At 46.8% G+C, this 22,856-nt stretch carries 26 protein-coding genes; all 26 read left to right on the top strand.

Features of this window, described 5'->3' with window-relative positions; translation table 11 throughout:
* Nucleotides 1–182: 182 nt before the first annotated feature.
* The 26 genes from DWZ76_RS08015 to DWZ76_RS07885 all read left to right on the top strand — a co-directional run bounded on the left by DWZ76_RS08015 (nucleotide 183) and on the right by DWZ76_RS07885 (nucleotide 22,844).
* Nucleotides 183–1,709 carry an RsmB/NOP family class I SAM-dependent RNA methyltransferase gene (locus DWZ76_RS08015; RefSeq protein WP_270497365.1) on the top strand — a complete coding sequence of 509 codons (1,527 nt, stop codon included), beginning with the start codon at nucleotides 183–185 and terminating at the stop codon, nucleotides 1,707–1,709.
* Nucleotides 1,709–3,178: a pseudouridine synthase gene (locus DWZ76_RS15455; RefSeq protein WP_118472365.1), complete on the top strand. Its 1,470-nt coding sequence runs from the start codon at nucleotides 1,709–1,711 to the stop codon at nucleotides 3,176–3,178. Before DWZ76_RS08015 ends, DWZ76_RS15455 begins: the two co-directional genes overlap by 1 nt.
* A gap of 1 nt (nucleotide 3,179) precedes the next feature.
* Nucleotides 3,180–5,222 carry a YgiQ family radical SAM protein gene (locus tag DWZ76_RS08005; RefSeq protein ID WP_118472364.1) on the top strand — a complete coding sequence of 681 codons (2,043 nt, stop codon included), beginning with the start codon at nucleotides 3,180–3,182 and terminating at the stop codon, nucleotides 5,220–5,222.
* Nucleotides 5,223–5,289: 67 nt separating this feature from the next.
* Nucleotides 5,290–6,054 (top strand): SDR family NAD(P)-dependent oxidoreductase, encoded by a 765-nt coding sequence (locus DWZ76_RS08000; protein ID WP_118293503.1) that lies wholly within the window; start codon nucleotides 5,290–5,292, stop codon nucleotides 6,052–6,054.
* A 57-nt stretch (nucleotides 6,055–6,111) separates the two neighbouring features.
* Nucleotides 6,112–6,681: an O-linked GlcNAc transferase-like protein gene (locus DWZ76_RS07995; RefSeq protein ID WP_118472363.1), complete on the top strand. Its 570-nt coding sequence runs from the start codon at nucleotides 6,112–6,114 to the stop codon at nucleotides 6,679–6,681.
* 18 nt (nucleotides 6,682–6,699) lie between these two features.
* The gene (locus DWZ76_RS07990) at nucleotides 6,700–7,698 is read left to right on the top strand and encodes an RluA family pseudouridine synthase (RefSeq protein ID WP_118472362.1); all 999 of its coding nucleotides are present in this window, start codon (nucleotides 6,700–6,702) and stop codon (nucleotides 7,696–7,698) included.
* A 48-nt stretch (nucleotides 7,699–7,746) separates the two neighbouring features.
* Nucleotides 7,747–8,292, top strand: a complete 546-nt coding sequence (locus DWZ76_RS07985) for a Holliday junction resolvase RecU (RefSeq protein ID WP_022358599.1) — start codon at nucleotides 7,747–7,749, stop codon at nucleotides 8,290–8,292.
* Nucleotides 8,289–9,569 carry a peptidase T gene (gene pepT, locus DWZ76_RS07980; RefSeq protein ID WP_118472361.1) on the top strand — a complete coding sequence of 427 codons (1,281 nt, stop codon included), beginning with the start codon at nucleotides 8,289–8,291 and terminating at the stop codon, nucleotides 9,567–9,569. The genes DWZ76_RS07985 and pepT overlap by 4 nt, the downstream gene beginning before the upstream one ends.
* 157 nt (nucleotides 9,570–9,726) lie before the next feature.
* The gene (locus tag DWZ76_RS07975; RefSeq protein WP_118472360.1) at nucleotides 9,727–10,269 is read left to right on the top strand and encodes a hypothetical protein; all 543 of its coding nucleotides are present in this window, start codon (nucleotides 9,727–9,729) and stop codon (nucleotides 10,267–10,269) included.
* A 365-nt stretch (nucleotides 10,270–10,634) separates the two neighbouring features.
* Complete coding sequence (locus DWZ76_RS07970) at nucleotides 10,635–11,501, top strand: transposase (RefSeq protein WP_118472359.1); 867 nt, start codon at nucleotides 10,635–10,637, stop codon at nucleotides 11,499–11,501.
* A 139-nt stretch (nucleotides 11,502–11,640) separates the two neighbouring features.
* A complete protein-coding gene (gene rplU / locus DWZ76_RS07965) occupies nucleotides 11,641–11,949 on the top strand; it encodes a 50S ribosomal protein L21 (protein ID WP_106999905.1) in 309 nt (102 codons plus the stop codon).
* 5 nt (nucleotides 11,950–11,954) lie between these two features.
* Nucleotides 11,955–12,284 carry a ribosomal-processing cysteine protease Prp gene (locus tag DWZ76_RS07960; RefSeq protein WP_118472358.1) on the top strand — a complete coding sequence of 110 codons (330 nt, stop codon included), beginning with the start codon at nucleotides 11,955–11,957 and terminating at the stop codon, nucleotides 12,282–12,284.
* A gap of 3 nt (nucleotides 12,285–12,287) precedes the next feature.
* Nucleotides 12,288–12,578: a 50S ribosomal protein L27 gene (gene rpmA / locus DWZ76_RS07955; RefSeq protein WP_022359433.1), complete on the top strand. Its 291-nt coding sequence runs from the start codon at nucleotides 12,288–12,290 to the stop codon at nucleotides 12,576–12,578.
* Nucleotides 12,579–12,637: 59 nt separating this feature from the next.
* The gene (gene obgE, locus DWZ76_RS07950) at nucleotides 12,638–13,930 is read left to right on the top strand and encodes a GTPase ObgE (protein WP_118472357.1); all 1,293 of its coding nucleotides are present in this window, start codon (nucleotides 12,638–12,640) and stop codon (nucleotides 13,928–13,930) included.
* 215 nt (nucleotides 13,931–14,145) lie between these two features.
* Nucleotides 14,146–14,442 carry a ribosome assembly RNA-binding protein YhbY gene (yhbY, locus tag DWZ76_RS07945; RefSeq protein WP_022359431.1) on the top strand — a complete coding sequence of 99 codons (297 nt, stop codon included), beginning with the start codon at nucleotides 14,146–14,148 and terminating at the stop codon, nucleotides 14,440–14,442.
* A 44-nt stretch (nucleotides 14,443–14,486) separates the two neighbouring features.
* On the top strand, nucleotides 14,487–15,119 hold the full coding sequence (gene nadD / locus DWZ76_RS07940; protein WP_333549079.1) for a nicotinate-nucleotide adenylyltransferase: 633 nt from the start codon (nucleotides 14,487–14,489) through the stop codon (nucleotides 15,117–15,119).
* The gene (gene yqeK / locus DWZ76_RS07935; protein ID WP_022359429.1) at nucleotides 15,119–15,700 is read left to right on the top strand and encodes a bis(5'-nucleosyl)-tetraphosphatase (symmetrical) YqeK; all 582 of its coding nucleotides are present in this window, start codon (nucleotides 15,119–15,121) and stop codon (nucleotides 15,698–15,700) included. The genes nadD and yqeK overlap by 1 nt, the downstream gene beginning before the upstream one ends.
* A gap of 27 nt (nucleotides 15,701–15,727) precedes the next feature.
* Complete coding sequence (gene rsfS, locus DWZ76_RS07930) at nucleotides 15,728–16,096, top strand: ribosome silencing factor (RefSeq protein WP_106999903.1); 369 nt, start codon at nucleotides 15,728–15,730, stop codon at nucleotides 16,094–16,096.
* 449 nt (nucleotides 16,097–16,545) lie between these two features.
* Complete coding sequence (locus tag DWZ76_RS07920; protein WP_106999901.1) at nucleotides 16,546–16,863, top strand: helix-turn-helix transcriptional regulator; 318 nt, start codon at nucleotides 16,546–16,548, stop codon at nucleotides 16,861–16,863.
* 21 nt (nucleotides 16,864–16,884) lie between these two features.
* Nucleotides 16,885–17,538 (top strand): hypothetical protein, encoded by a 654-nt coding sequence (locus DWZ76_RS07915; RefSeq protein ID WP_118472355.1) that lies wholly within the window; start codon nucleotides 16,885–16,887, stop codon nucleotides 17,536–17,538.
* Nucleotides 17,539–17,585: 47 nt separating this feature from the next.
* Nucleotides 17,586–18,101, top strand: a complete 516-nt coding sequence (locus tag DWZ76_RS07910) for a hypothetical protein (protein WP_118472354.1) — start codon at nucleotides 17,586–17,588, stop codon at nucleotides 18,099–18,101.
* Nucleotides 18,102–18,632: 531 nt separating this feature from the next.
* Nucleotides 18,633–18,884, top strand: coding sequence for a hypothetical protein (locus tag DWZ76_RS07905; RefSeq protein WP_118472353.1), 252 nt, complete (start codon nucleotides 18,633–18,635; stop codon nucleotides 18,882–18,884).
* A 381-nt stretch (nucleotides 18,885–19,265) separates the two neighbouring features.
* Nucleotides 19,266–20,579, top strand: coding sequence for a hypothetical protein (locus DWZ76_RS07900; protein ID WP_117795417.1), 1,314 nt, complete (start codon nucleotides 19,266–19,268; stop codon nucleotides 20,577–20,579).
* Nucleotide 20,580: 1 nt separating this feature from the next.
* Nucleotides 20,581–21,393 (top strand): DeoR/GlpR family DNA-binding transcription regulator, encoded by an 813-nt coding sequence (locus tag DWZ76_RS07895; RefSeq protein ID WP_106999897.1) that lies wholly within the window; start codon nucleotides 20,581–20,583, stop codon nucleotides 21,391–21,393.
* 4 nt (nucleotides 21,394–21,397) lie between these two features.
* Nucleotides 21,398–22,009, top strand: coding sequence for a class II aldolase/adducin family protein (locus DWZ76_RS07890; RefSeq protein ID WP_107000398.1), 612 nt, complete (start codon nucleotides 21,398–21,400; stop codon nucleotides 22,007–22,009).
* Nucleotide 22,010: 1 nt separating this feature from the next.
* Nucleotides 22,011–22,844: a purine-nucleoside phosphorylase gene (locus DWZ76_RS07885; RefSeq protein ID WP_118472352.1), complete on the top strand. Its 834-nt coding sequence runs from the start codon at nucleotides 22,011–22,013 to the stop codon at nucleotides 22,842–22,844.
* Nucleotides 22,845–22,856: the final 12 nt, after the last annotated feature.

Below are 22,856 nucleotides of genomic sequence, written 5' to 3'. Positions count from 1 at the left end.
CATTAAAAAGTAATATAAAGATAGATTATATATATGTAGACAGAAAATGGCTCATTCCTTTTGGAAGCCTGAAAACCGGCATACCGAACAAAGAAAGAACGAATGAGCGCGAAGAAAAAGTCTTTAGAATCACGATTATAAATGGATATACAGAGCAATAGACAAAAACAGGAGGAAAACGATTGGATTACCGAGAACTGCCGGAAGAATTTCTTGAAAAAATGAAACAATTTCTGGGGGAGGAATACCCGGAGTATCTGGCTTCGTATGAGGAAGAGCCGCGTTCAGGGCTGCGCGTCAACACGGGCAGGCTGACACCGGAACAGTTTTTAGAGATGGCACAGACGGCGGACTGGAATTTGAAACCAGTGCCGTGGACGAAGAACGGTTTTTATTATCAGGGCGAACGCCCATCCAGGCATCCGTGGTACTACGCGGGACTCTACTATTTGCAGGAACCGAGTGCGATGTCACCAGCGGCATGGCTGCCGATCAAGCCGGGCGACCGGGTTCTGGATTTGTGCGCGGCACCGGGCGGTAAAAGTACGGAACTGGCGGCGAAATTAGCCGGTACAGGTGTCCTGTTTTCCAATGATATCAGCAATTCGCGCGCAAAAGCGCTTCTTAAAAATCTGGAAATGTTCGGAGCGGGAAATATCTGTGTAACGAGCGAGGCACCGGAAAAAATGGCTGGCATCCTGCCGGAGTTTTTTGATAAGATTCTGGTCGATGCGCCGTGCTCCGGCGAAGGTATGTTCCGCCGCGATCCGTCGATGGTAAAGAGCTGGAACGAAAAAGGTCCCGATTATTATGCGCCGCTGCAGCGCCAGATTCTCGACTGTGCCGTGCAGATGCTTGCGCCGGGCGGGAAACTGGTTTATTCGACCTGTACCTTTGACAGGGACGAGGACGAGGGAACGATCGAGTATATTCTGGAGAAATATCCGCAGATGGCGGTCGTGCCGCAGAAACCGGAATATGGCTTTGAGGGAAGCCGTGGCATTGAGGGCTGTCTGAGATTGTTTCCGCACCGTCTGGAGGGCGAAGGACATTTTGTTGCGCTGTTGGAGAAGCGGACGGAGAAACCAGACGCAAATGTCAAGAATTTGGAAAATGCCGGTGAGAAAGCATTGAGCGATCCACTTTTGGTAGAGAAAATAGAAGCGCGGTTGTGCCGTGTGGCGGAAGACGGTAAGTCCAGACAGATGGCTTCCGGAAAAGCGAAAGGGAAAATGTTTGGAAAGGGAAAAAACGTGGCGCAAAACCAGACCGCCGAGGATTTTTCCCCCCTGTTTGAGCTTCTGCGCCAGCTTCCGGTAAGAACCTGGAATCCGGAGCAATTCTACCGTGACGGCGAGCGCATCTATTACCTCCCGGCAGCGCTGGCAGGCGACAATACACGTTATTTTAAGCCGCTCCGCTGTCTGCGTACCGGACTTCTGCTCGGAGAACTGAAAAAAGGGCGGTTTGAACCATCCCAGGCGCTGGCAATGAACCTGCGGATGCAGGAATTTGTAAATTACTTAAATTTTAATGCCTCGGATGAGCGCACGATCCGCTATTTAAAGGGCGAGACATTGACAGCCGCAGAGGAAGAGGCAGCAGATGGTCTTGTACTAATCTGTGTGGATGGATTTCCGCTTGGCTGGGCGCAGAAACGGGGCGGTCAGCTTAAAAATAAATACAATCCCGGATGGAGGTGGCAGTGATGGGACAAGGTAAAAGTATACGTTTAGACCGTTTCCTGGCAGAGATGAAGCAGGGAACACGCAGTCAGGTAAAAGAGATGATCCGCAAAGGGCGGGTTCTGGTCGATGGAACCGTCTGCCGCGAGTCTGACCGAAAAATATTCCCGGACGAAACCCGGGTTACACTGGATGGACAGCCGGTTGGCTGGGCAGACACGGAATATTATATGTTAAATAAACCGCAGGGCGTCGTTTCCGCAACGGAAGACGGGCGCTATCAGACTGTCATTGACCTTATTGATGAAGCAAAGCGAAAAGACCTCTTCCCGGTCGGACGCCTCGATATTGATACGGAAGGACTGCTTCTCATCACAAACGACGGTGCGCTGGCGCATGAGCTTCTGGCACCGAAAAAACACGTGGATAAGGTCTATTTTGCACGCGTAAAGGGAACACTGAAAGAAGGAATCGAAGCGCGCTTTCAGGCAGGACTGACGCTGAAGGATGGCACACCGGTACGGCCGGCAGAGCTTGTGATCGAGAAAAAATGGAACGACGCAGGAGAAGACCTCTGCGAGGCGCGCCTGACCATCCATGAAGGAAAATTTCATCAGGTAAAGCGGATGTTTGAGGCAGAGGGCGGCGAAGTCATTTACCTGAAACGCCTTTCGATGGGACTGCTTGCCCTGGATGAGGCACTGGCGACGGGAGAGTACCGGGCGCTGACGGAAGATGAAATTAGAGCGTTAAAAGAAAGAATGCTAACCTCACAAAATTGTGTATCGAATGACGAAAATTTGTCAGACACCCAAAATAACACACCTCCTGAAATCAACTGGAACACAGTAGACGCCGTCCTCTTCGATCTCGACGGCACCCTGGTCGATTCCATGTGGATGTGGAAAGCGATCGATGTGGATTTTTTAAAGCGTTACGGCTATGACTGTCCGGAAGATCTTGAGAAGGTGATCGAGGGCATGAGCTTTTCCGAGACAGCAATCTATTTTAAAGATCGCTTCCAGCTGCCGATGACCCTGGATGAGATCAAGGCGATCTGGATTGAAATGTCGATCGATAAATACCGCCATGAGGTACCGCTGAAATCAGGTGTTGCGGAATTTCTTTCATTTTTAAAGAAAAAAGGAATCCGCATGGGAATTGCAACGAGCAATGCACAGGATATGGTAGCAGCCGTGCTGGATTCTCTGGATATCCGTTCCTATTTCGGTGTGGTGGCAACTGCCTGTGAGGTGGCAGCAGGAAAACCGGCGCCGGATATCTATCTGAAAGTAGCGGCGGATCTGGGCGTACAGCCGGAAAAATGTCTGGTATTTGAGGACGTCCCGGCGGGGATTCTGGCTGGAAAACGGGCTGGTATGCGCGTTGGCGCGGTCGAGGACGTATTTTCACTTTCCATGACCGAAGAAAAGAAAGAATTAGCTGATTTTTATATCCGGGACTACCGGGAAGTGATACAGGGGGCAAGATAAAATGATACATGATTTTTTACCGATCTGCCGGGCGGATATGGACAAGCGCGGCTGGGAGAGCTGCGATTTTGTCTACGTGTGCGGGGATGCGTATGTCGATCACCCGTCATTCGGCCACGCGATCATCAGCCGTATGCTCGAAGCGCACGGCTATAAAGTAGGCATCATCGCCCAGCCGGACTGGAAGAATCAGAAATCCATCCAGATTTTGGGTGAGCCGCGTCTAGGATGGCTGGTCAGTGCCGGAAATATGGATTCGATGGTGAATCATTACTCTGTTTCCAAAAAGCGCCGCGCAAAGGATTCCTACACACCGGGCGGCGAGATGGGAAAACGTCCGGATTATGCGACGATCGTCTATTCTAACCTGATCCGCACCTGGTCGAAAAAGCCGATCATTCTCGGCGGTATCGAAGCCAGCCTGCGGCGTCTGGCACATTATGATTACTGGTCCGGAAAAATGAAACGGTCCATTCTGCTGGATTCCCAGGCAGATCTGATTTCCTACGGAATGGGTGAGCGCTCGATCGTGGAGATCGCGGATGCACTGGCCAGCGGCATCGAGGCGAAGGATATCACCTTCATTGAAGGAACCGTTTATAAGGCAGACAATCTGAATTCCGTTTACGATGAAATCCGTCTGCCGTCTTACCGCGAGGTTTCCTCTGATAAAAAGACGTATGCGGAAAGTTTTTACACCCAGTACAGCAATACGGATCCATTTTCAGGAAAACGTCTCGTTGAGCCGTACAGCGACCGCCTCTATGTGGTCCAGAATCCGGCGGCGAAGCCGTTGACGCAGGAAGAGATGGACGATGTCTACGCACTTCCATACATGAGAACCTGGCATCCGTGTTACGATGCAGCGGGTGGTATTCCGGCGATTACGGAAGTAAAATTCAGCCTGATCAGCAACCGTGGATGTTTCGGCGGATGCAGCTTCTGTGCGCTGACCTTCCATCAGGGACGCATCGTGCAGACCCGCAGCCATGAATCAATTATTCAGGAAGCAGAACTTTTGACCCAGGAACCAGATTTCAAGGGGTATATCCACGATGTCGGCGGTCCGACGGCAAACTTCCGTCACCCGGCATGCGAAAAACAGATGACCTACGGCGCCTGTCCGCACAAACAGTGCCTGTTCCCGCAGCCGTGCAAAAATATGAATGCCGATCACAGCGATTATATTTCCCTGTTAAAGAAACTGCGGGCGATTCCGAAGGTGAAGAAAGTTTTTATCCGTTCGGGCATCCGTTTCGATTATCTGCTGGCGGAGAAAAACCGGGCATTTTTGCGGGAACTTTGTCGGTACCATGTCAGTGGACAGCTCAAGGTAGCGCCGGAACATATATCGGATAATGTATTAAAACGGATGGGAAAACCGGAGAATAAGGTCTACCGCCAGTTCATGAAGGAATATACTGCAATGAATGACTCGCTGGGAATGAAGCAGTACCTTGTTCCGTACCTGATGTCCTCCCATCCGGGTTCCACGCTCAAGGAGGCGATCGAACTGGCAGAATATCTGCGGGACCTCGGCTACATGCCGGAGCAGGTGCAGGATTTCTATCCGACACCATCCACACTGTCTACGTGTATGTATTACACGGGATATGATCCGCGCACGATGGAAAAGGTGTACGTGCCGACCAACCCGCATGAGAAAGCGATGCAGCGTGCGCTGATCCAGTACCGCAACCCGAAAAACTATGATCTGGTGCTGGAAGCACTCCGTCTGGCAGGCAGAACGGATCTGATCGGTTTTGATAAGAAATGCCTGATCCGTCCGCGGCAGATCAAAGGACGCGATTTCGCGGCTGGCGGATATAAAGGGACGCATCATGGCAGCCAGACGACAAAACCGGCTGCTGCCAATCGTGCAAAAGACGCCAAAAGACCGGCTGTGGGCGGTATGACCGGGCACAAACAGACCGGCGTAAATGAAAATGGACGAAATGCGGGGGGATTTGGCGGCGCTGTAGGTGGAAAGAGCAGCGGAAGCGGAAAGAAAAAAACCATCCGGAACGTGCACAAGAAGAAATAAAACGTATGTACGCTCGGAATGCAGGAACGACTCCGAGCGTACATACTTGAGACGGGAGGAATTTCTCATGAAAATTGCGATAATTACAGGTGCCTCTTCCGGCATGGGGCGCGAGGCAGCCAGACAGCTGGCGGATCGCTTTTCGGGACTTCAGGAAGTCTGGCTGATTGCCCGCCGGATGGACCGGATGCAGGAGCTGGAACGGACGCTGCCCATCCCGGCGCGGTGTTTCGCCATCGATCTGACGGATGCATCCCAGCGGGAGACGCTGGAAAACGAGCTGGCGGCGCGCAAGCCCAACGTAAAGCTTTTGGTAAATGCTTCCGGCTTTGGTAAAATCGGAACGGTCGGGAACCTGCCGCTTGACGATGAAACGGGAATGGTAGAGCTCAACTGCGAGGCGCTGTGCGCGGTCACGCATATGGTGCTTCCCTATATGAGCGAAAACAGCCGGATTCTCCAGTTCGCGTCAGCAGCCTCCTTTCTGCCGCAGCCGGGATTTGCCATCTATGCGGCAACCAAGGCATTTGTCTTAAGCTACAGCCGCGCCCTGCGGGAAGAACTCCGCCCGCGCAGAATCGGCGTGACGGCGGTCTGCCCCGGACCGGTCAAAACCGAATTTTTCGACATTGCCGAGACAACCGGGGAGATTCCTCTTTATAAGCGTCTGGTGATGGCAGATCCGCACAAAGTTGTAAAACTTGCCATCCGCGACTGTATGGCGGGAAAAAGCGTGTCGATTTACGGTGTATGGATGAAGGCATTCTTTGTGCTCTGCAAGATAGTTCCGCATGAGTGGATTCTGCGCGCGATGCAGGCGTTAAACCATTAAATCAGACAAAAAGCTAGTATCATTCAATAAAAACATGATAGAAAGGATTTTTACACCGTGAAAAAGATAAAAAAAGGCGATTACGGCTACCGCAATCATTTCAAGCGGAAACAGCTTTTTATCATCGCACTTCTGGCGTTATTTATCATCGCACAGCTGGTTGGGCGATCTTTTACAGACAATGATTCCATCAAAAAAATTCTGACGGTCATGGCGATCGTCACGGTACTTCCGGCGGCGAATCTCGCTTCCCCGCTGATTGCCATTTTCAAATACCATACACCGGAGCAGGCGTTTCATGAGGCATATATGCCGTATGAGGAAAAATTTGAAGTTCTCTATGATCTGGTTCTGACGACACCGGAAGATGTGATTCCGTCCGATGTGACCGTCGTTCACCCGACCGGCATCTATGTGTACTGCATTAATCCAAAGCTGAATGTAAAGCGCGCGGAGGCAGGTTTAAATGAACTGTTAAAGGCTAACAAACTGGATCCGAACCTGAAAATCGTGACCTCACGCAGCACCTTTGACAAGCGGATTCACAGCCTGAAACCGGCGTCAGAGTATGAGGACGATGGAACTGTAGAGTACGGTGTGCGCGTAATAAAAGGATTATCGATGTAAAAAAGGGAGGCGGCAGCCATGCGGATGCTGACAGTATCTAAAAATGAGGCGGGGCAGCGCCTGGACAAGCTGCTGGCAAAATATCTGAATCTGGCGGGAAAAAGCTTCATTTATAAAATGATGCGGAAGAAAAATATTACCCTGAACGGAAAAAAATGCGACGGTTCCGAACATCTGACCGAGGGCGATGAGATCAAGCTGTTTCTGGCAGAGGAGACGATCGAGAAATTTTCGGAAGTGAAGATTCAGAAGGTTCAAAAGAAAAAGCTCGATATCGTCTACGAGGACGAATATATTTTACTGATCAATAAGCCATCTGGAATGCTGTCCCAGAAAGCGAAAGAGACGGATGAATCGTTGGTTGAATACCTGATTGACTATCTGCTGGATTCCGGCAAATTAAAGAAAGAGGACCTGGCGTGCTTCCGTCCGTCCGTCTGCAACCGCCTCGACCGCAACACAAGCGGCATAGTGGCAGCTGGACGTTCCCTGCCGGGACTGCAGATCATGTCCGAGGTCATCAAGGACCGGAGTCTGGGAAAATATTATGTCTGCGTCGTGCGGGGAATCGTAAAAGGCGAAGCCCGGATCGAGGGATGGCTGACGAAAAATGAAAAGACGAATCAGGTGTCGATCCGAAAAGAGGAGACCCCTGGAAGTCTGCCGATCCGGACTGCATACAGACCGCTGGTATCTGGAAATGGATATACCCTTCTGGAGGTTCATCTGATTACCGGACGATCCCACCAGATCCGCGCCCACCTGGCTTCCATCGGACACCCGATCGCCGGGGATCCAAAGTACGGCGATCCCCGGGTCAATGAGGAAGTGAAGAAACGCTTCGGCGTCCGTTCGCAGATGCTTCATGCGTGGCGGCTGGTAATGCCGAAAACGATCTCCGAGCCGCTTTCATATCTGGCGGGCAAAGAATTTACCGCGCCTATGCCAGCGGAGATGAAACAGATGGAAGAGATGATGAAATCAGCTCCAAAACGCCCAGCCAATCATCGCCCGTAAATTTTAAATTGTGCGAAAAATCAAAAAAATAAGTGGAGGAGCAACAACATGGGGACTTGGAACAGCCGGGGACTTCGTGGTTCAACCCTGGAGGATATGATAAACCACACAAACGATCTTTACCGTGAGAAAAAGCTGGCATTGATCCAGAAAATCCCGACGCCGATCACACCCGTCTCGATTGATAAAACCAGCCGCCATATCACGCTGGCGTATTTCGACCAGAAGAGTACCGTCGATTACATCGGCGCGATTCAGGGCGTCCCGGTCTGCTTTGATGCGAAAGAATGCGCGGCAGATACATTTCCACTGCAGAACGTCCATCCGCATCAGGTCGCATTTATGCGGGAATTTGAAGAGCAGGGCGGGATTGCTTTCTTAATTATATATTTTTCACAGAGGGATGAACTTTACTACCTGCCATTTTTCCATCTGGACGCATACTGGGAGCGGATGCAGCAGGGCGGACGGAAGAGTTTTACATATGAGGAAATGGATAAAACGTGGCGCATCAAAAGCCACCGGGATATATTAGTCCATTATCTGGAACCGCTGAGCCGGGATTTAGGAGAAAGAGAGGATGATTTTTCATGACAACAGCCGTAGAACGTTTTTTGAAATATGTATCATATGATACGCAGTCAGACGAGGCATATGACACCTGCCCGAGCACAAAAAAACAGCTTCTGTTAGCCAATGAGCTGAAACGCGAGCTGGAAGAAATGGGTGCATCCGATGTGCGGATGAGCGAGTACGGATACTTGTTTGCACGCATTCCGGATAATACAGGCAGTACCTCTGCTCACGGTGCATCCGGCGTTGGACAGAAAACCACCATCCCGGCACTTGGCTTCATTTCCCACATAGACACCGCGCCGTCCTTAACCGGAACAAACGTAAAGCCGCGCATCGTCCAGGCATATGACGGCAAAGATATCGTATTAAATGCAGAAAAACAAATTGTCATGAAAGTTTCAGAATTTCCGTTTTTAGCCGACTTAAAAGGTCAGGATCTGATCGTAACCGACGGAACCACGCTTCTGGGCGCCGACGATAAGGCAGGCGTGGCGGAGATCATGACGATGGCAGAATATTTCCTGAGCCACCCGGAGATCCCGCACGGCGAGATTTGCATTGGATTTACGCCGGACGAGGAGATCGGACGCGGCGCGGATCGTTTCGATGTGAAAGACTTCGGTGCAGCGGTTGCTTATACGGTAGACGGCGGTCCGATCGGCGAGATCGAATATGAAAATTTCAATGCCGCTTCCGGCAAAGTCCGGATTCAGGGAGCCAGCATCCATCCGGGAGATGCGAAGCTCAAGATGAAAAATGCCCTTCTCATCGGCATGGAATTTCAGAGCCTGCTGCCGGTCTTCGAAAATCCGATGTACACAGAAGGTTACGAGGGATTCTATCACCTGGATGAAATGAGCGGAAATGTAGAAGAGGCGCAGTTAAATTATATCATCCGCGATCACGACCATGAAAAATTTGAACAGAAAAAGAAATTTTTCGCCGAAGCCGCCGATTTTCTGAACCGCAAATACGGTAAGGGCACCGTGATCGCCGAAGTAACGGACAGCTACTACAACATGAAAGAAAAAATTGAGCCGTGCATGTACCTGATCGATACCGCCAAAGAGGCGATGGCAGCCTGCGGCATCGAGCCGGAGGTCGTTCCGATCCGCGGCGGCACCGACGGCGCCCGCCTCTCCTACATGGGGCTCCCGTGCCCGAATCTCTGCACCGGCGGATATAACTATCATGGAAAATATGAATTTATTCCGGTGGCGTCATTGGAGAAGACGTCCAGGGTTCTAGTGGAGATTGGGAAAAAGTTTGCTGTCATAAGAAGCAGTGTAGAGTGATTATGAAATAAAGACAATCCTTTAAACAGGCAAATTGCCCTTATATAATAGTGCAAATTGCCTGTTTACTTTCATGAACTGGTAAGTCAATATCAATTTTTCTGTTAAATGGAATCCATTTCATTATTTCTATTATAAAATTTATTATGGAAACAGGATGAGCTTCATACTGGATATTTTATATTTTTTAGACTTCTATGGAATCGGATATTTTTGTGCTAAAAAGCTAACGAAAAAAACGGATACAATTCCGCTTGATTTTTCGCTCTCAAACAAAGCATTTCTGTTTGGTCTGGGTGGTGCGTTTGCTGGGGTGTGTTTGAATCTATTTTTTAATCGGAATTTTCATGTAAACTTTTTCAGATGGCAGTCGTTTATGATTTGTTTTGGTGGATTCACTCTCATGTACCTTATTACCAGTCATACCAGTAAAAATAGAAGCGTCAGCGCAAATGAAACATTGTCACAAAAAGCGTTATCCAATATGCAGCCTATAAACAATGTATCCGCAGCAGAGGAAACGGAGCAGCCACTAACCAGAGCAGCGACAGAAATACCCATCAATCTGGAACATTTTTTTGTTGCAGACATTGATAACGAACTAGATTATGTTTTTTTAGATGAAATTTTATATCAATCATTTAATGGAACTGGCTTAAAGATAGTTGCTATTTTCCCCTTCCCCCGCTACCAGGTTTAAAATCTCCAAGTGTATACAAATATGTTTATGCATAATATGGTTTTGAAAAATATTTCCTTATTTTTGCACAAATATATAGAATCGCTTTTAGCTATATTGTATGTATCATTTCACATACAGGAAATACACCCGTTATATGTTTGTGCGTATTTACAGAATAAATAGTTGCAAAATTCGTACTTGCATATCCGAACCAGATGTGTTACATTTGACTCATCAAGCATATATATTTCTTTATCTGCAATTCAAGCAATCTTATATTCTAATTATTAATCTGAGAAATCTTATGCTTATCCAAATTGGCAATACGAAAGAGCAGGGGATTCTCAGAAAAGCCAGATTCTCCTGTCAGAAAGGGGAGAATTATGGGGAATTTAATGAGGGTGCGGAGAAATCACAAGGACACGCTGTTCCGGATGCTGTTCAGCACAAGGGAGAATCTGCTGAGTCTGTACAATGCAGTGAATCATTCGCATTATACAGATCCGAAAGAATTGGAGATTGTGACGCTGAAAAATGCTGTATATATGAATATGAAAAACGATCAGGCATTTTTGCTGGATATGCAGTTAAACTTATATGAACATCAATCGACATGGAATCCGAATATGCCACTGCGTTTTCTGTTCTATGTGGCAAAAGAGTACCAGATGCTGGTCCGGAACCAGACCTTGTACGCATCGGCATTGGTGGAATTGCCGACACCGCATTTTGTAGTATTCTACAATGGAGAAAAAGAGCGGGAGGCGGAGGGTCTGCTTAAATTGTCACATTCGTTCATGCAGAAGACAGAACATCCTGAGCTGGAATTGCTTGTGAAGGTTTTAAATATCAATCTGGATAAAAATCTGGAGATCCTGGGAACCTGCCGGTTGTTGAAAGAGTATATGCTGTTGGTTCATAAAATACGGCGGTATGCGATTGAATACAAAGATATCAATCAGGCAGCTGAAAAGGCTGTGACGGAATGTATTGATGAAAATATATTGGCAGAGTTTCTGAGGAAGAATCGAGCGGAGGCGATAGAGGTGTGTATTTTTGAGTATGACGAGAAGAGGGAAACGGAATTGATACGGAAGGCGGAGTTTGCAGAAGGGGAGAAGGTTGGTGAGGCTAAAATACTTTTAAACCTGATTGAAAAAGGCATACTAACAAAGGAACAAGCCCTTGAACAATTTGGTGGTACTTATGAGGACTTGGAAAAAGCAGCTTTATCCGTAACACTGGTTTAAAATTTTCTCCTAAATTCAAGAAAAAACCGTTGACAGATCCATATTCCGATGCTAGAATATCTAAGTGTGCCGCACAGCGAGGCTAAAAGTGCGTAAGCCGCCATAGCTGGCGAGTAATGATAATAGGAGGTGCCATCAGATGTACGCGATTATTGCAACAGGTGGTAAGCAGTATAAGGTTGCCGAGGGCGATGTAATCAAAGTTGAGAGACTCGGTGCTGCTGCAGGTGAAGCTGTTACTTTCGATCAGGTTCTGGCTGTTAACAACGGTGAGATGAAGATCGGATGCCCGACCGTTGAGGGTGCTACTGTATCCGCAACAGTTGTTAAAGAAGGCAAAGGCAAAAAAGTTATCGTTTACAAGTATAAGAGAAAAACTGGCTACCATAAGAAAAATGGTCACAGACAGCTCTTTACAGAAGTTAAGATCGAAAAGATCAACGCTTAATTGAAATGATTCAAGTAGACGTATACTCCGATTCCAAAGGATGTACCACGGGAGTGGAAGTAAAGGGACATGCTGGATATGATGAGTACGGCAAAGATATTGTCTGTGCGGCTGTATCCGTTCTGACTGTCAATATGGCTAATTCGGTGGAGAAATTTACCGATGACAGTTTTAAGGGCAGTGTGGATGAAAAGACAGGTCAGTTTATTTTTCATTTTACCGGTACTGTAAGTGCGGAATCAAAACTCCTGATGGATTCGCTGATACTTGGACTTACCGATATCGCGGAGAGTTATGGAGATAAATACATTAAAATTCGATTCAGGGAGGTGTAACGCATGTTTAAAATGAACCTTCAGTTATTCGCTCATAAAAAAGGTGTTGGTTCCACAAAGAACGGTCGTGATTCTGAGTCCAAGAGACTTGGTGCGAAGAGAGCAGACGGACAGTTCGTATTAGCTGGCAACATTCTTTACAGACAGCGCGGAACCAAGATTCATCCAGGTGTGAACGTAGGACGCGGTGGAGATGATACATTATTCGCTATGGTTGACGGCGTCGTAAAGTTTGAAAGAAAGGGCAGAGACAAAAAGCAGGTTTCTGTTTACCCGAGAACAATTAACGAATAATTATAAAGAAGCTCCATACGGATTGTATGGAGCTTTTTTCAGATCAGAAGGAGGTATTTATGTTTGCCGACAGTGCAAAAATTTATATCAGATCCGGAAAAGGCGGCGACGGTCATGTCAGCTTCCGCCGGGAACTTTTCGTAGCTGCTGGCGGTCCGGACGGCGGCGATGGCGGTCGCGGCGGCGATGTCATTTTTGAAGTGGACGACGGACTGAATACCCTGACCGATTTCCGTCATGTCCGCAAATATGTGGCTGGCGACGGAGAGCAGGGCGGAAAGCGCCGCTGTCACGGAGCAGACGGCGAGGATCTGATTGTCAAGGTTCCGGAAGGAACCGTTATCAAGGATTTTGAATCCGGTAAGGTAATCGCGGATATGTCCGGCGAGAACCGCCGAGAAGTGATTTTAAAAGGTGGCAAGGGCGGTTTTGGAAATATGCACTTTGCGACCTCGACGATGCAGGTTCCGAAGTATGCACAGCCGGGACAGCCGGCACAGGAACTCTGGATACAGCTGGAATTAAAGGTAATCGCAGATGTTGGTCTGGTTGGTTTCCCGAACGTCGGTAAATCGACCTTGCTTTCACGCGTTTCCAATGCACGTCCGAAGATTGCCAATTATCATTTCACGACGCTGAACCCGCATCTTGGCGTGGTTGATCTGCAGGATGGACAAGGCTTTGTCATGGCAGATATTCCGGGGCTCATCGAGGGTGCTTCCCAGGGAATCGGTCTGGGACATGATTTCCTGCGCCATATCGAGAGAACCAAGGTTCTCGTTCATGTTGTGGATGCGGCATCCGTCGAGGGACGTGATCCGGTTGAAGATATCCGTACCATCAATGCGGAGTTAAAAGCATATAATCCGTCGCTTTTAGAGCGTCCGCAGGTGATTGCTGCCAACAAGGTAGATTCGATTTACAATACCGGCGAAGAGGACTGGGAAGACCCGGTAGAGCGCTTAAAACGCGAATTTGAGCCGGAAGGCATCCAGGTATTTGCCATTTCTGCAGTTACCGGACAGGGTGTAAAAGAGCTCCTTTACCATGTAAATGATCTGCTGAAAACGGTTGACCGCAAGCCAGTTATTTTCGAAAAAGAATTTGAGTACCAGTATCAGGGCGAGAATCTTCCGTATACCGTGGAACGCAATGAAGATGGTATTTATGTGGTAGAAGGACCGAAGATCGAGAAGATGCTTGGTTACACAAACCTTGATTCTGAGAAGGGCTTCCAGTTCTTCCAGAAATTCTTAAAGGACAGCGGTATTCTGGCTGAGCTGGAAGAGGCTGGCATCGAAGAGGGCGATACAGTTCGTATGTATGGTCTTGAATTTGATTACTATAAATAATTGACATTTACGTAACTGTTCAGTACCTTCACAGTCACGCGCAAAAATCCATTAAAAATTGCCTACGGCAATGGGATTTTTCCCTGCTGGTCCATGTTTTCGTACGGTCAGCGCAGTAAATGCGCAGACCTACTGAATAGTTACACATTTACAATATTTCAAACTCAGAAATCCACACTGGATCTGAGTTTGAATTTTAACAGGAGATAGATTTTATGACAAGCAAACAGAGAGCTTATTTAAAAGGTCTCGCGATGACCATGGATCCGATCTTCCAGATCGGCAAATCCAGCCTGACGCCAGAACTGACCGCTGCTGTGGCAGAGGCGCTGGAGGCCCGCGAGTTAATTAAACTGAATATTCTGAAGAACTGCGTCGATGACGGCAATGAGCTGGCAGCCGTTCTGGCTGAGCGTACCCACGCACAGGTAGTACAGGTAATCGGCAAGAAAATTGTTCTTTATAAAGAGGCAAAGGACGAGAAGAAACGTAAGATCGTTCTGCCAAAATAAAGGAGCTGCATTCTGCGAATGAATCTCTGACAGAAAGGATACGGATGACGATGAAAAAGATCGGTATTATGGGGGGAACATTTGACCCGATCCATAATGGACATATCATGTTGGGAAGACAGGCGTATGAAGAATATGATCTTGACTGCATCTGGTATATGCCCTCCAGGATCCCGCCGCATAAAAAGGATCATACGATCACAGCGGCAAAGGACCGTTTGGCAATGACTGCAGCTGCGATCGCGCCGTATCCTTATTTTAAGCTGTCTGATTTTGAACTTCGCAGAATCGGCGGAAATACCTACACAGCAGACACGCTTCGCTTATTGAAAGAAGAATATCCGGATGTTGAATTTTTCTTTATCGCGGGCGCAGACTCAATTATGGACATTGAAAAATGGTATCATCCCGAATATGTTCTTCCAGCCGTCACATTTTTGGCGGCAGCAAGAGAGCATGAGGAGGCGGATCGTTCGCTGGATGAGCAGATTTCCTATTTAAACCAGAAATATCAGGCGCATATTCTGCGTCTTCACTGCCGTGAAATGGATGTCGCTTCGGCGGAGATCCGCGCGGCTTTCCGGGCAGGACACGCAGCAGACGTTCGTTCCCTGGTGCCGAAGGAAGTCTGTCAATATATCGAACAGCACGGCTTGTATCAGGAGGTAAATGTGTAATGGACGAAAGAATTACAGAGATACGGAAGCATTTGAAAAAGAAATTGAACCCGATGCGCTATGAACATACGCTGGGTGTTTCATACACATGCATGGCTCTGGCAATGCGTTACAGTGCCAATCTGGATCAGGCGGAGATGGCTGGACTTCTCCACGACTGTGCAAAGCGCTATGATGATGCGACTATCATCTGCAAATGCCAGGAGCACGGCATTGAACTGACTGAAGGCGAACTGCGGGCTCCGGCTGTGATTCATGCAAAATTAGGCGCATGGATGGCAGAACACAAGTATGGTATTACCGATCCAGAGGTCTTATCTGCAATCGCCTGCCATACGACCGGAAAACCGGCGATGTCCCTGTTAGACAAGATCCTGTACGTAGCCGATTACATCGAACCGCGCCGTGATAAGGCGCCAAATCTGCCGAAGCTCCGCCGTCTTGCATTTGAAGATCTGGACGAAGCGCTGTATCAGATTCTGGACAGCACTCGCAATTATTTAAAGGAAACGGGCACGGCAGAGGATGATACAACCGAACAGACCTGGGAATACTATCATGAACGTCATGTTCATCAATAGACACATTAACAGGATTTAAATAAAATAATGAGGAGGATAATCCCCGTGGAAGCAAAAGAGCTGACCAAACTTGCCGTAAAGGCGCTGGAAGATAAAAAAGGCGAAGATATTCGCGTCATTGATATTCATGGAGTATCTGTACTGGCTGATTACTTTGTCATCGCAGACGGAAGCAACGCCAGCCAGGTAAAGGCAATGGCAGATAATGTAGAGGAAGAACTCGGCAAAGCCGGTCATGAGTGCCGTCAGATCGAGGGCTATCAGACTGCCGGATGGATCCTGATGGATTACGGCGATCTGATCGTACACATTTTCTCCCGCGATGACAGACTGTTTTATGATCTGGAGCGCATCTGGAGAGACGGAAAAGTAGTTGAGAATGTGGAGGAATTGTAATAGATTTTTGTTTCATTCCTTTTATATCACGAACAGAAAGGGAAAAACCTGCAAATGGTTTTTCCCTTTTATCGCGAATAAGAGAGAAAAACTTGAAATCTGTGTTTTCCCATCTATCGTGAACAAGGCTGATAAAGTGTTTTCCTTTCAACTCAAAACTTACTTTTTAAAAGCGCTCCATTTTGTAAATTTCAAAAATAGTGAAATAAAACGAGTTACAAGGTTGGAATACGCTAATTGCAACGAACGCAATTTGTTTATTGAGAAGTGTTGTATCAAAGCAATAAGTATATATATTGATATTTTTTTAAAAGATCATATAATAGTGGTAGGAAAAACCCTACATTCCCTACTGCTATAGTATGATTGGTACTGGTGGGTCTGTCCTTTCCGTGGTAGAATATTTACGTTATCAAGAAACACGGTCCTGAATCATGGAGGTGCAAAGTATGGAACCAATGTATTTGTCAATCCAGCCGGAAGAGACAGGGGAACGCATAAGAAGACTGCTTTTGGAACAAGGGTATACGATTCGGGAAATCCAGGGAGCTTTCGGGTTTGAAAATCCGCAGGCCATTTACAAATGGCTGTCCGGTAAATCGTTACCCAGCATCGACAACTTCATTATTTTAAGTAGATTATTGCATACTACGATTGAAGATATCCTCGTCATTGACGGGGATATTCCTCGTTTATGGGGAATTTTAAACCGATGGTTGAATGACATCCGTTGCCGTATGATTTACAATCGGATCAGAAACAAATGATAGCGGAGAGGACGGTGAAACATGGAATCGGAACATAAATTTATGTTAAATGATATTCTGCGAAAGAAACGGAAACGTAAGATGCGCAAACCGGAATGTCCTGTTTTTCTTACTTACGGACCGATTCACGTTTTCCCCTTGGAATGGATAAAACGTTGGAAAGAAGATATCATCTGCATCTGTCAGAGATTGCGTTACGGATACTGCTACCGTGATGCCTGGGCGATTGACCAGTGGTTTCTTGTTATCATCCCCAACATGCTCAACGATCTACGTATCAACGGTCATGGATATCCGGGATCTTTCACAGGAACCGAAGAAGAGAATGTGCGGAAATGGAACCGGATCCTAGAACATATGGAATTTCTATTTCGGGAGGCAAACGAGGAAACCTGTCACCGGAAAAATCCATATGAAGAAGCATATGATCAGGCAAGAGAGGCTTTCACCCGGAAATACGGGATGTTTGGTGAAAAGCTGAAAACCGAAGAAGAAAAAGAGCAGGAAAAAGATAAAGGTTATTACTGTGTGCATACCATGTCCGATGTGCCGGAATACAAGGAAATATTGGACCAATGGTTTGCAGCGGAGAAGGAACTGGCAGCATACCGAGATCGGTGTATGAAAGAAGGAATGAAGCTTTTTACCAGATATCTCTGGGAGCTGTGGGACTGAGATCATTTTTATTTATATTGATAAGAACATTGTGGGAGGCGAAAATCATGCATAAAATTACATCGGCTTATGCAAATAAGATGCTGAGAAGCCTAGAAGAAGACAAGGCATTCTGGGTAAACAAGGAATCGACATCCAGTACTTACGTGGCTGCGGTCAACGAGGAACCAGTCGTTCCGGAATATGATTACATGACTGTTGCGAATACGATTGATGAGATTGACAGGAAGATCCTTACTATCAAGCACACATTGAATCTGACCAATGCCACCGCAAAAGTGCAGGTCGGCGCTCAGGAAATGAGCATTGACGGCATCCTAATCCGGATGGCGCAGCTCAACAAGAGAAAGACGGTGCTTGACGATATGCGCAAGAGACTTCCAAAAACGCGAGTCTATGGCAACTCCTTCGGTTCTTCTGGTTCGGCACCGGAGTATAAGTATATCAACTACGATCCGGAACTGATCCGGCAGGAATATGACCGCATCTCCAATACGATCATGGAAATGCAGATTGCACTGGATCGTTATAATCAGACGGTGCTGTTTGAGGTGGATATCTAAGTAGAATTTCCGTACAGGGCATACTTCTAACAAAAAATTACGAGTGGTTACGGTTCATTGTCATCGCTTATCGGTTATTTGTTATCGGGTTATGTGTTTCGGTTCATGGAGACGGCTTTGGAAAAGCATATCATGCAGATTTTCAAATCACCCTGTAAAAAACCTGTGAGGGATCACGGTGCCAAGGTACGGTTTTCAGGCACAACGGCTGCGGAAGCAATTCCGTAGCCATTTTTCATGGTAAGAAGGATTTCGGTCTGAAAGAGTTCAAAACCTAACTCAAAACTTACTTTTTAAAATCGCTCCATTTTGGAAATTTCAAAAATAGTGTACTGAAGTGGGTTATAAACACGGAATGGATTGGGTCACAAGAATTCCAAAACCGGAATTATGATAAAGCGCTTTATGATTTCAGGCAGGAACGTCTGAGCGAAAATTTGACTCAAAACGTTATCCGCAGAAACCGCTAATTGGAAATTCGAATTCGATGATGATATAGTTGGGCAGAAAAAATCGAAAGGAGATCAGACTATGGGAAGACTTTACAAAATCAACCAGCCGTGTCCCAAGTGCCATGAGGAACATAATTGGTGGCATATTCAGCTGACGGATGAGGAACAGGCGAAGATGGATGCGTATGTGGCAGCCAGTGAGGGAAAATCATCCTTGGAGTTACTTCTGGGCGAGCCGGGAATTGTTGTTATGCGAAAGCTTAAGTGTTGTTGCTACGGTCACGTATTTGAAGTGAAACAGTACATTATTCAAGGGTATATCAGCATATGAAGCATAAAACAACTTGTTTCTAATAGTAAATTCCAGTTTTGAAGAACTTTGCAAAACTAACGTCCATAAAAATCATGATATTTTGATTTGCCAGAATTTACTTTTGCAAGTGATTAGCTAAATCAGAACTTAAACTTGCAAACTGGAAGCTCGGATTCCAATTCAGCTCTCCTAGAAAGATCCCTTCGATTTTTCGGGGGATCTTTTTGTGACATAGAAAACCTCATCCTATGGTGAAAAAACAAAACAAAAAACAGAAAAACAAAGAAAAAGAAAGATTAGTACTTGCTTTTCCTATAAAAGGTGCTTATAATGTATGTAAATAAATCAGCTGCTAGTTAGTAGCAAAACTAATAAATACATATAAGAGGAGAAGAAGAGATGAGAAAAAAACTTGCAGTAATGATGGCTGCTATGGCCGCAACCGCGATGGTAGGGGGCTGTGGTGCAAAGGATGCAGCACCGACCGGCGCAGAGACCAAACCGGCTGAGACTTCTGCTGCTCAGGAGACAGAAGCAGCTCAGGAAGAAACCAAAGAGGCTGATGCCCATGAGGCAGAATACCTGGCAGAGTTTTTCGATGTACAGATCAAAGAAGATCCGGACAGTGCTGCTTTTTCCGCTGACCTGAAAAAGGTAGCAGGAGATGAGGCACCGGCTGTCGAGGGGGACATGACCTGGTTTTCTGCTGTGAAAGCTGCTGTGGCTGCTGCTGATTATGAAGAGCTTGCTCTTAGCTATCCGGAAGATAAGATTAAAGATCGTCTTGAACAATATGGGGTAAAGATGGATGAGACGAATGAATATGCCAGATACGTTGCTGCTGCTCTGGATACCAGCCTCATCACTTCCGAAACTGCGAAAAAAGTCGTTGCAGAAGATGCCTTTACAGCTGAGGATGAAATCAGTCTTCTGATGGCAATTGCCAATGCAAATGGAGACGCAAGAAACTACCTTGGCATGTCAAATGATCCAGACATTTACGCGAAACTGGACCAGGCATGGAATTCCTTTATCTTATTTGATGACAGCAAACTGGCAGAGATTGGAAAAGAAGCTGTACAGAACAAGGTAACCACCGGATATGGATTAAAATCTGCTGCATACAGTGCCCGCTTTTTACCGGAACTGACCTTACAGTACGGTCATTCTGATATCAAACATGTACATCAGCTGATGGGGCTCCTGAACAGCGAGAATATCACAGCAAAGGTTCAGCTTGAGCCGAAGATTAGTATTTACCAGTATCTGCCGGAGTGGGGTCCGATCCCGGAGGCTACTCCAACCTACGAAGTAAAAGAATATGAAGATCTTGCACTGGTATATGCAGTAGAATATGACCTTGAGCTTGAGTTCGACAATCTTGAGGATATGAATCGTTTTGACGAAGTAATCAAGACGTACGCAAAGAAAAATGAAGGAAATGAAGAAGCAAAGGGCCTGATCTATGCATCCTGGTGGCAGCCGCTTTATTCTTCAACCAGAACAGATATGCCGGAGACTGATTATCATCAGATCTATGATTGCGTAATCACGAACGATACGTATTCCATTCATCCATTTACCTTACCGGAAGATAAAGATGAGGTTGTTGAAAAACTGACGGAAATCTCCGACGGTCTGGAAGTTGTACCGGTTGAACGCTTCTGCAATACCGCTTTCTATAATTACCTGGAAGGTGAGGACTATCAATAATATGCATGCAATCGAACGTGCAGAATACATCTTGTCCATGCTGGAGAAGAATAAAGTAGTCATGGTGACGGATCTGAGCCGTGAAATGGGAGTTACGGAAGAAACGGTTCGAAAGGATCTGGAAAAACTGGAAAAACAGGAGAAATTAAACCGTGTTCACGGAGGTGCCTACTTAAACGAAGGTTTTGGCAATGAAACTCCCATCTCGGTTCGCAGCAAGGTGATGCAGGAAGAGAAAAAGCTTCTTGCATCTCTCTGCATGCAATGGATCCACGAAAAGAGTTCCATTTTTCTGGATTGCAGTACCACGGCTCTTCATATTGCAAAGCAATTAGCGGATTTTCCCGGCAAGCTGACCGTCATGACCAATTCTCTGGCAGTGGCAAAGGAGATTGATGCGAATCCGCAGATTCGTCTTATTTTATTTGGCGGTGAGCTGAATCGCGATCGGGAAGCGTTTGAAGGACAGACCGTACTGGAACAGATGAAAACCTGCTTTATCAATTATGCATTTGTCAGCAGTGCCGGCTGCAGTCTGGAGGCAGGTATTACAGATTCCACCCGTGAAGAAGCAGATATCCGTCGTCAGGTATTAAAGCAGGCGAAACATAAGATCCTGGTGGTGGACAATACGAAGATCGGACGCAACGAGGTGTATGTGATCGGAGAGTTGGAGCAGCTCAGTCAGGTGGTTGTGGATCATTCCATCCGAAAAACCAATCCGGACCTATGGGAATGGTTCCAGGCACATCAGATCCCTGTCCTGGAAGGGAAAGCGGAAAGAAAATCAAAAACCAAAGGAGATGAGCGATAAGATTATGACAGATTTGAAGGAACTGAAACAAAATGTGCTGATGACAGCGAAAAAGGCCTATGATGAAAAGCTGATGGCCGGAACAAGCGGCAATATCAGTGCTTACTTTCGTGAGAAGCAGTGGATCGTAATTACTCCCAGCTCCTATGATTACAGTTTGATGGCGGAAGAGGATATCGTAGTGATTGATCTGGATGGCAATCTGGTCGAAGGAAGACACAAGCCATCTTCCGAGTGGAAAATGCATGCTGAGATTTACCGTCACCTGTCCCATGCTAATGCGGTGGTGCATACACATTCTCCTTATGCAAGCAGTTTTGCGGTAAACCATCAGGAAATTCCAGTTGTACTGATTGAAATGATTCCTTTCTTAAAAGGGAAACTGGAGGTAAGTCCTTATGCACAGCAGGGAAGTGCAGAGGTTGGTCTGAATGCAGTTCCAATCCTGGAACGGAAAAATGCCTGTCTGATGGCCAATCACGGTGTCGTGGCTATCGGCGGAACATTACCGGAAGCATATACAAACAGTGTTTATGTGGAGGATGCTGCAAAGATCTATCATCTTGCACTCTGTTCAGGACATCCGGTTGTGATCAAAGAATACGAGGAGGTCTGATATGACAAAGGCGTATGAACGATTATTAAAATGCTATCAGTGCTTTAAAGACAAAATTAATTTTAAGCCGGAGGTGGCACTGGTGCTGGGATCCGGACTCGGTGATTATGCAGATACCATTCGGGTAGAAGCTGTTTTGGATTATCATGATATTGAGGGTTTTCCTGTGTCCACAGTCAGCGGACATAAGGGCAGATTTGTCTTTGGATACGTAGGAGGTGTCCCGGTCGTAATCATGCAGGGACGTGTCCACTACTATGAAGGATATTCCATGGAGGATGTAGTTCTTCCCACCCGTCTCATGAAGATGATGGGGGCCCGGATCTTGTTTCTGACCAATGCTTCCGGCAGTGTGAATTATGATTACAAAGCCGGTGATTTTATGATGATCACCGACCAGATCAGTAATTTTGTACCGTCTCCTCTCATCGGACCCAATGAGGAGATGCTGGGAGAGCGTTTCAGCGATATGTCTGAGATTTACCGTAAGGACCTTTGTGAGATCATCCGGGGTGCTGCTGCAGACCTTCAGATTCCGCTTCAGGAGGGAACCTATATCCAGCTGTCCGGTCCGAATTTTGAAACTCCCCATGAAGTAAAAATGTGCCGGATACTTGGAGGAGATGCAGTAGGAATGAGCACCGCATGCGAGGCCATAGCTGCCAATCATATGGGCATGAAGGTCTGCGGTATTTCCTGCATTTCCAATCTGGGATGCGGAATGACTGATCAGCCTTTGAGTGCGGAGGAAGTGAAGGAAACAGCTGACCGTGTTGCACCGTTATTTAAACAGCTGATTACGGAATCCATAGTTCGAATCGGTAAAATGATCTGAGTGATGAATAAA

The organism is Clostridium sp. AF35-15 (genome assembly GCF_003477745.1).
In the GTDB taxonomy this organism is placed as follows: domain Bacteria; phylum Bacillota; class Clostridia; order Lachnospirales; family Lachnospiraceae; genus Otoolea; species Otoolea fessa.
Note: the sequence above shows the minus strand (reverse complement) of the source record. Positions and strands in the feature narration are given on the sequence as shown.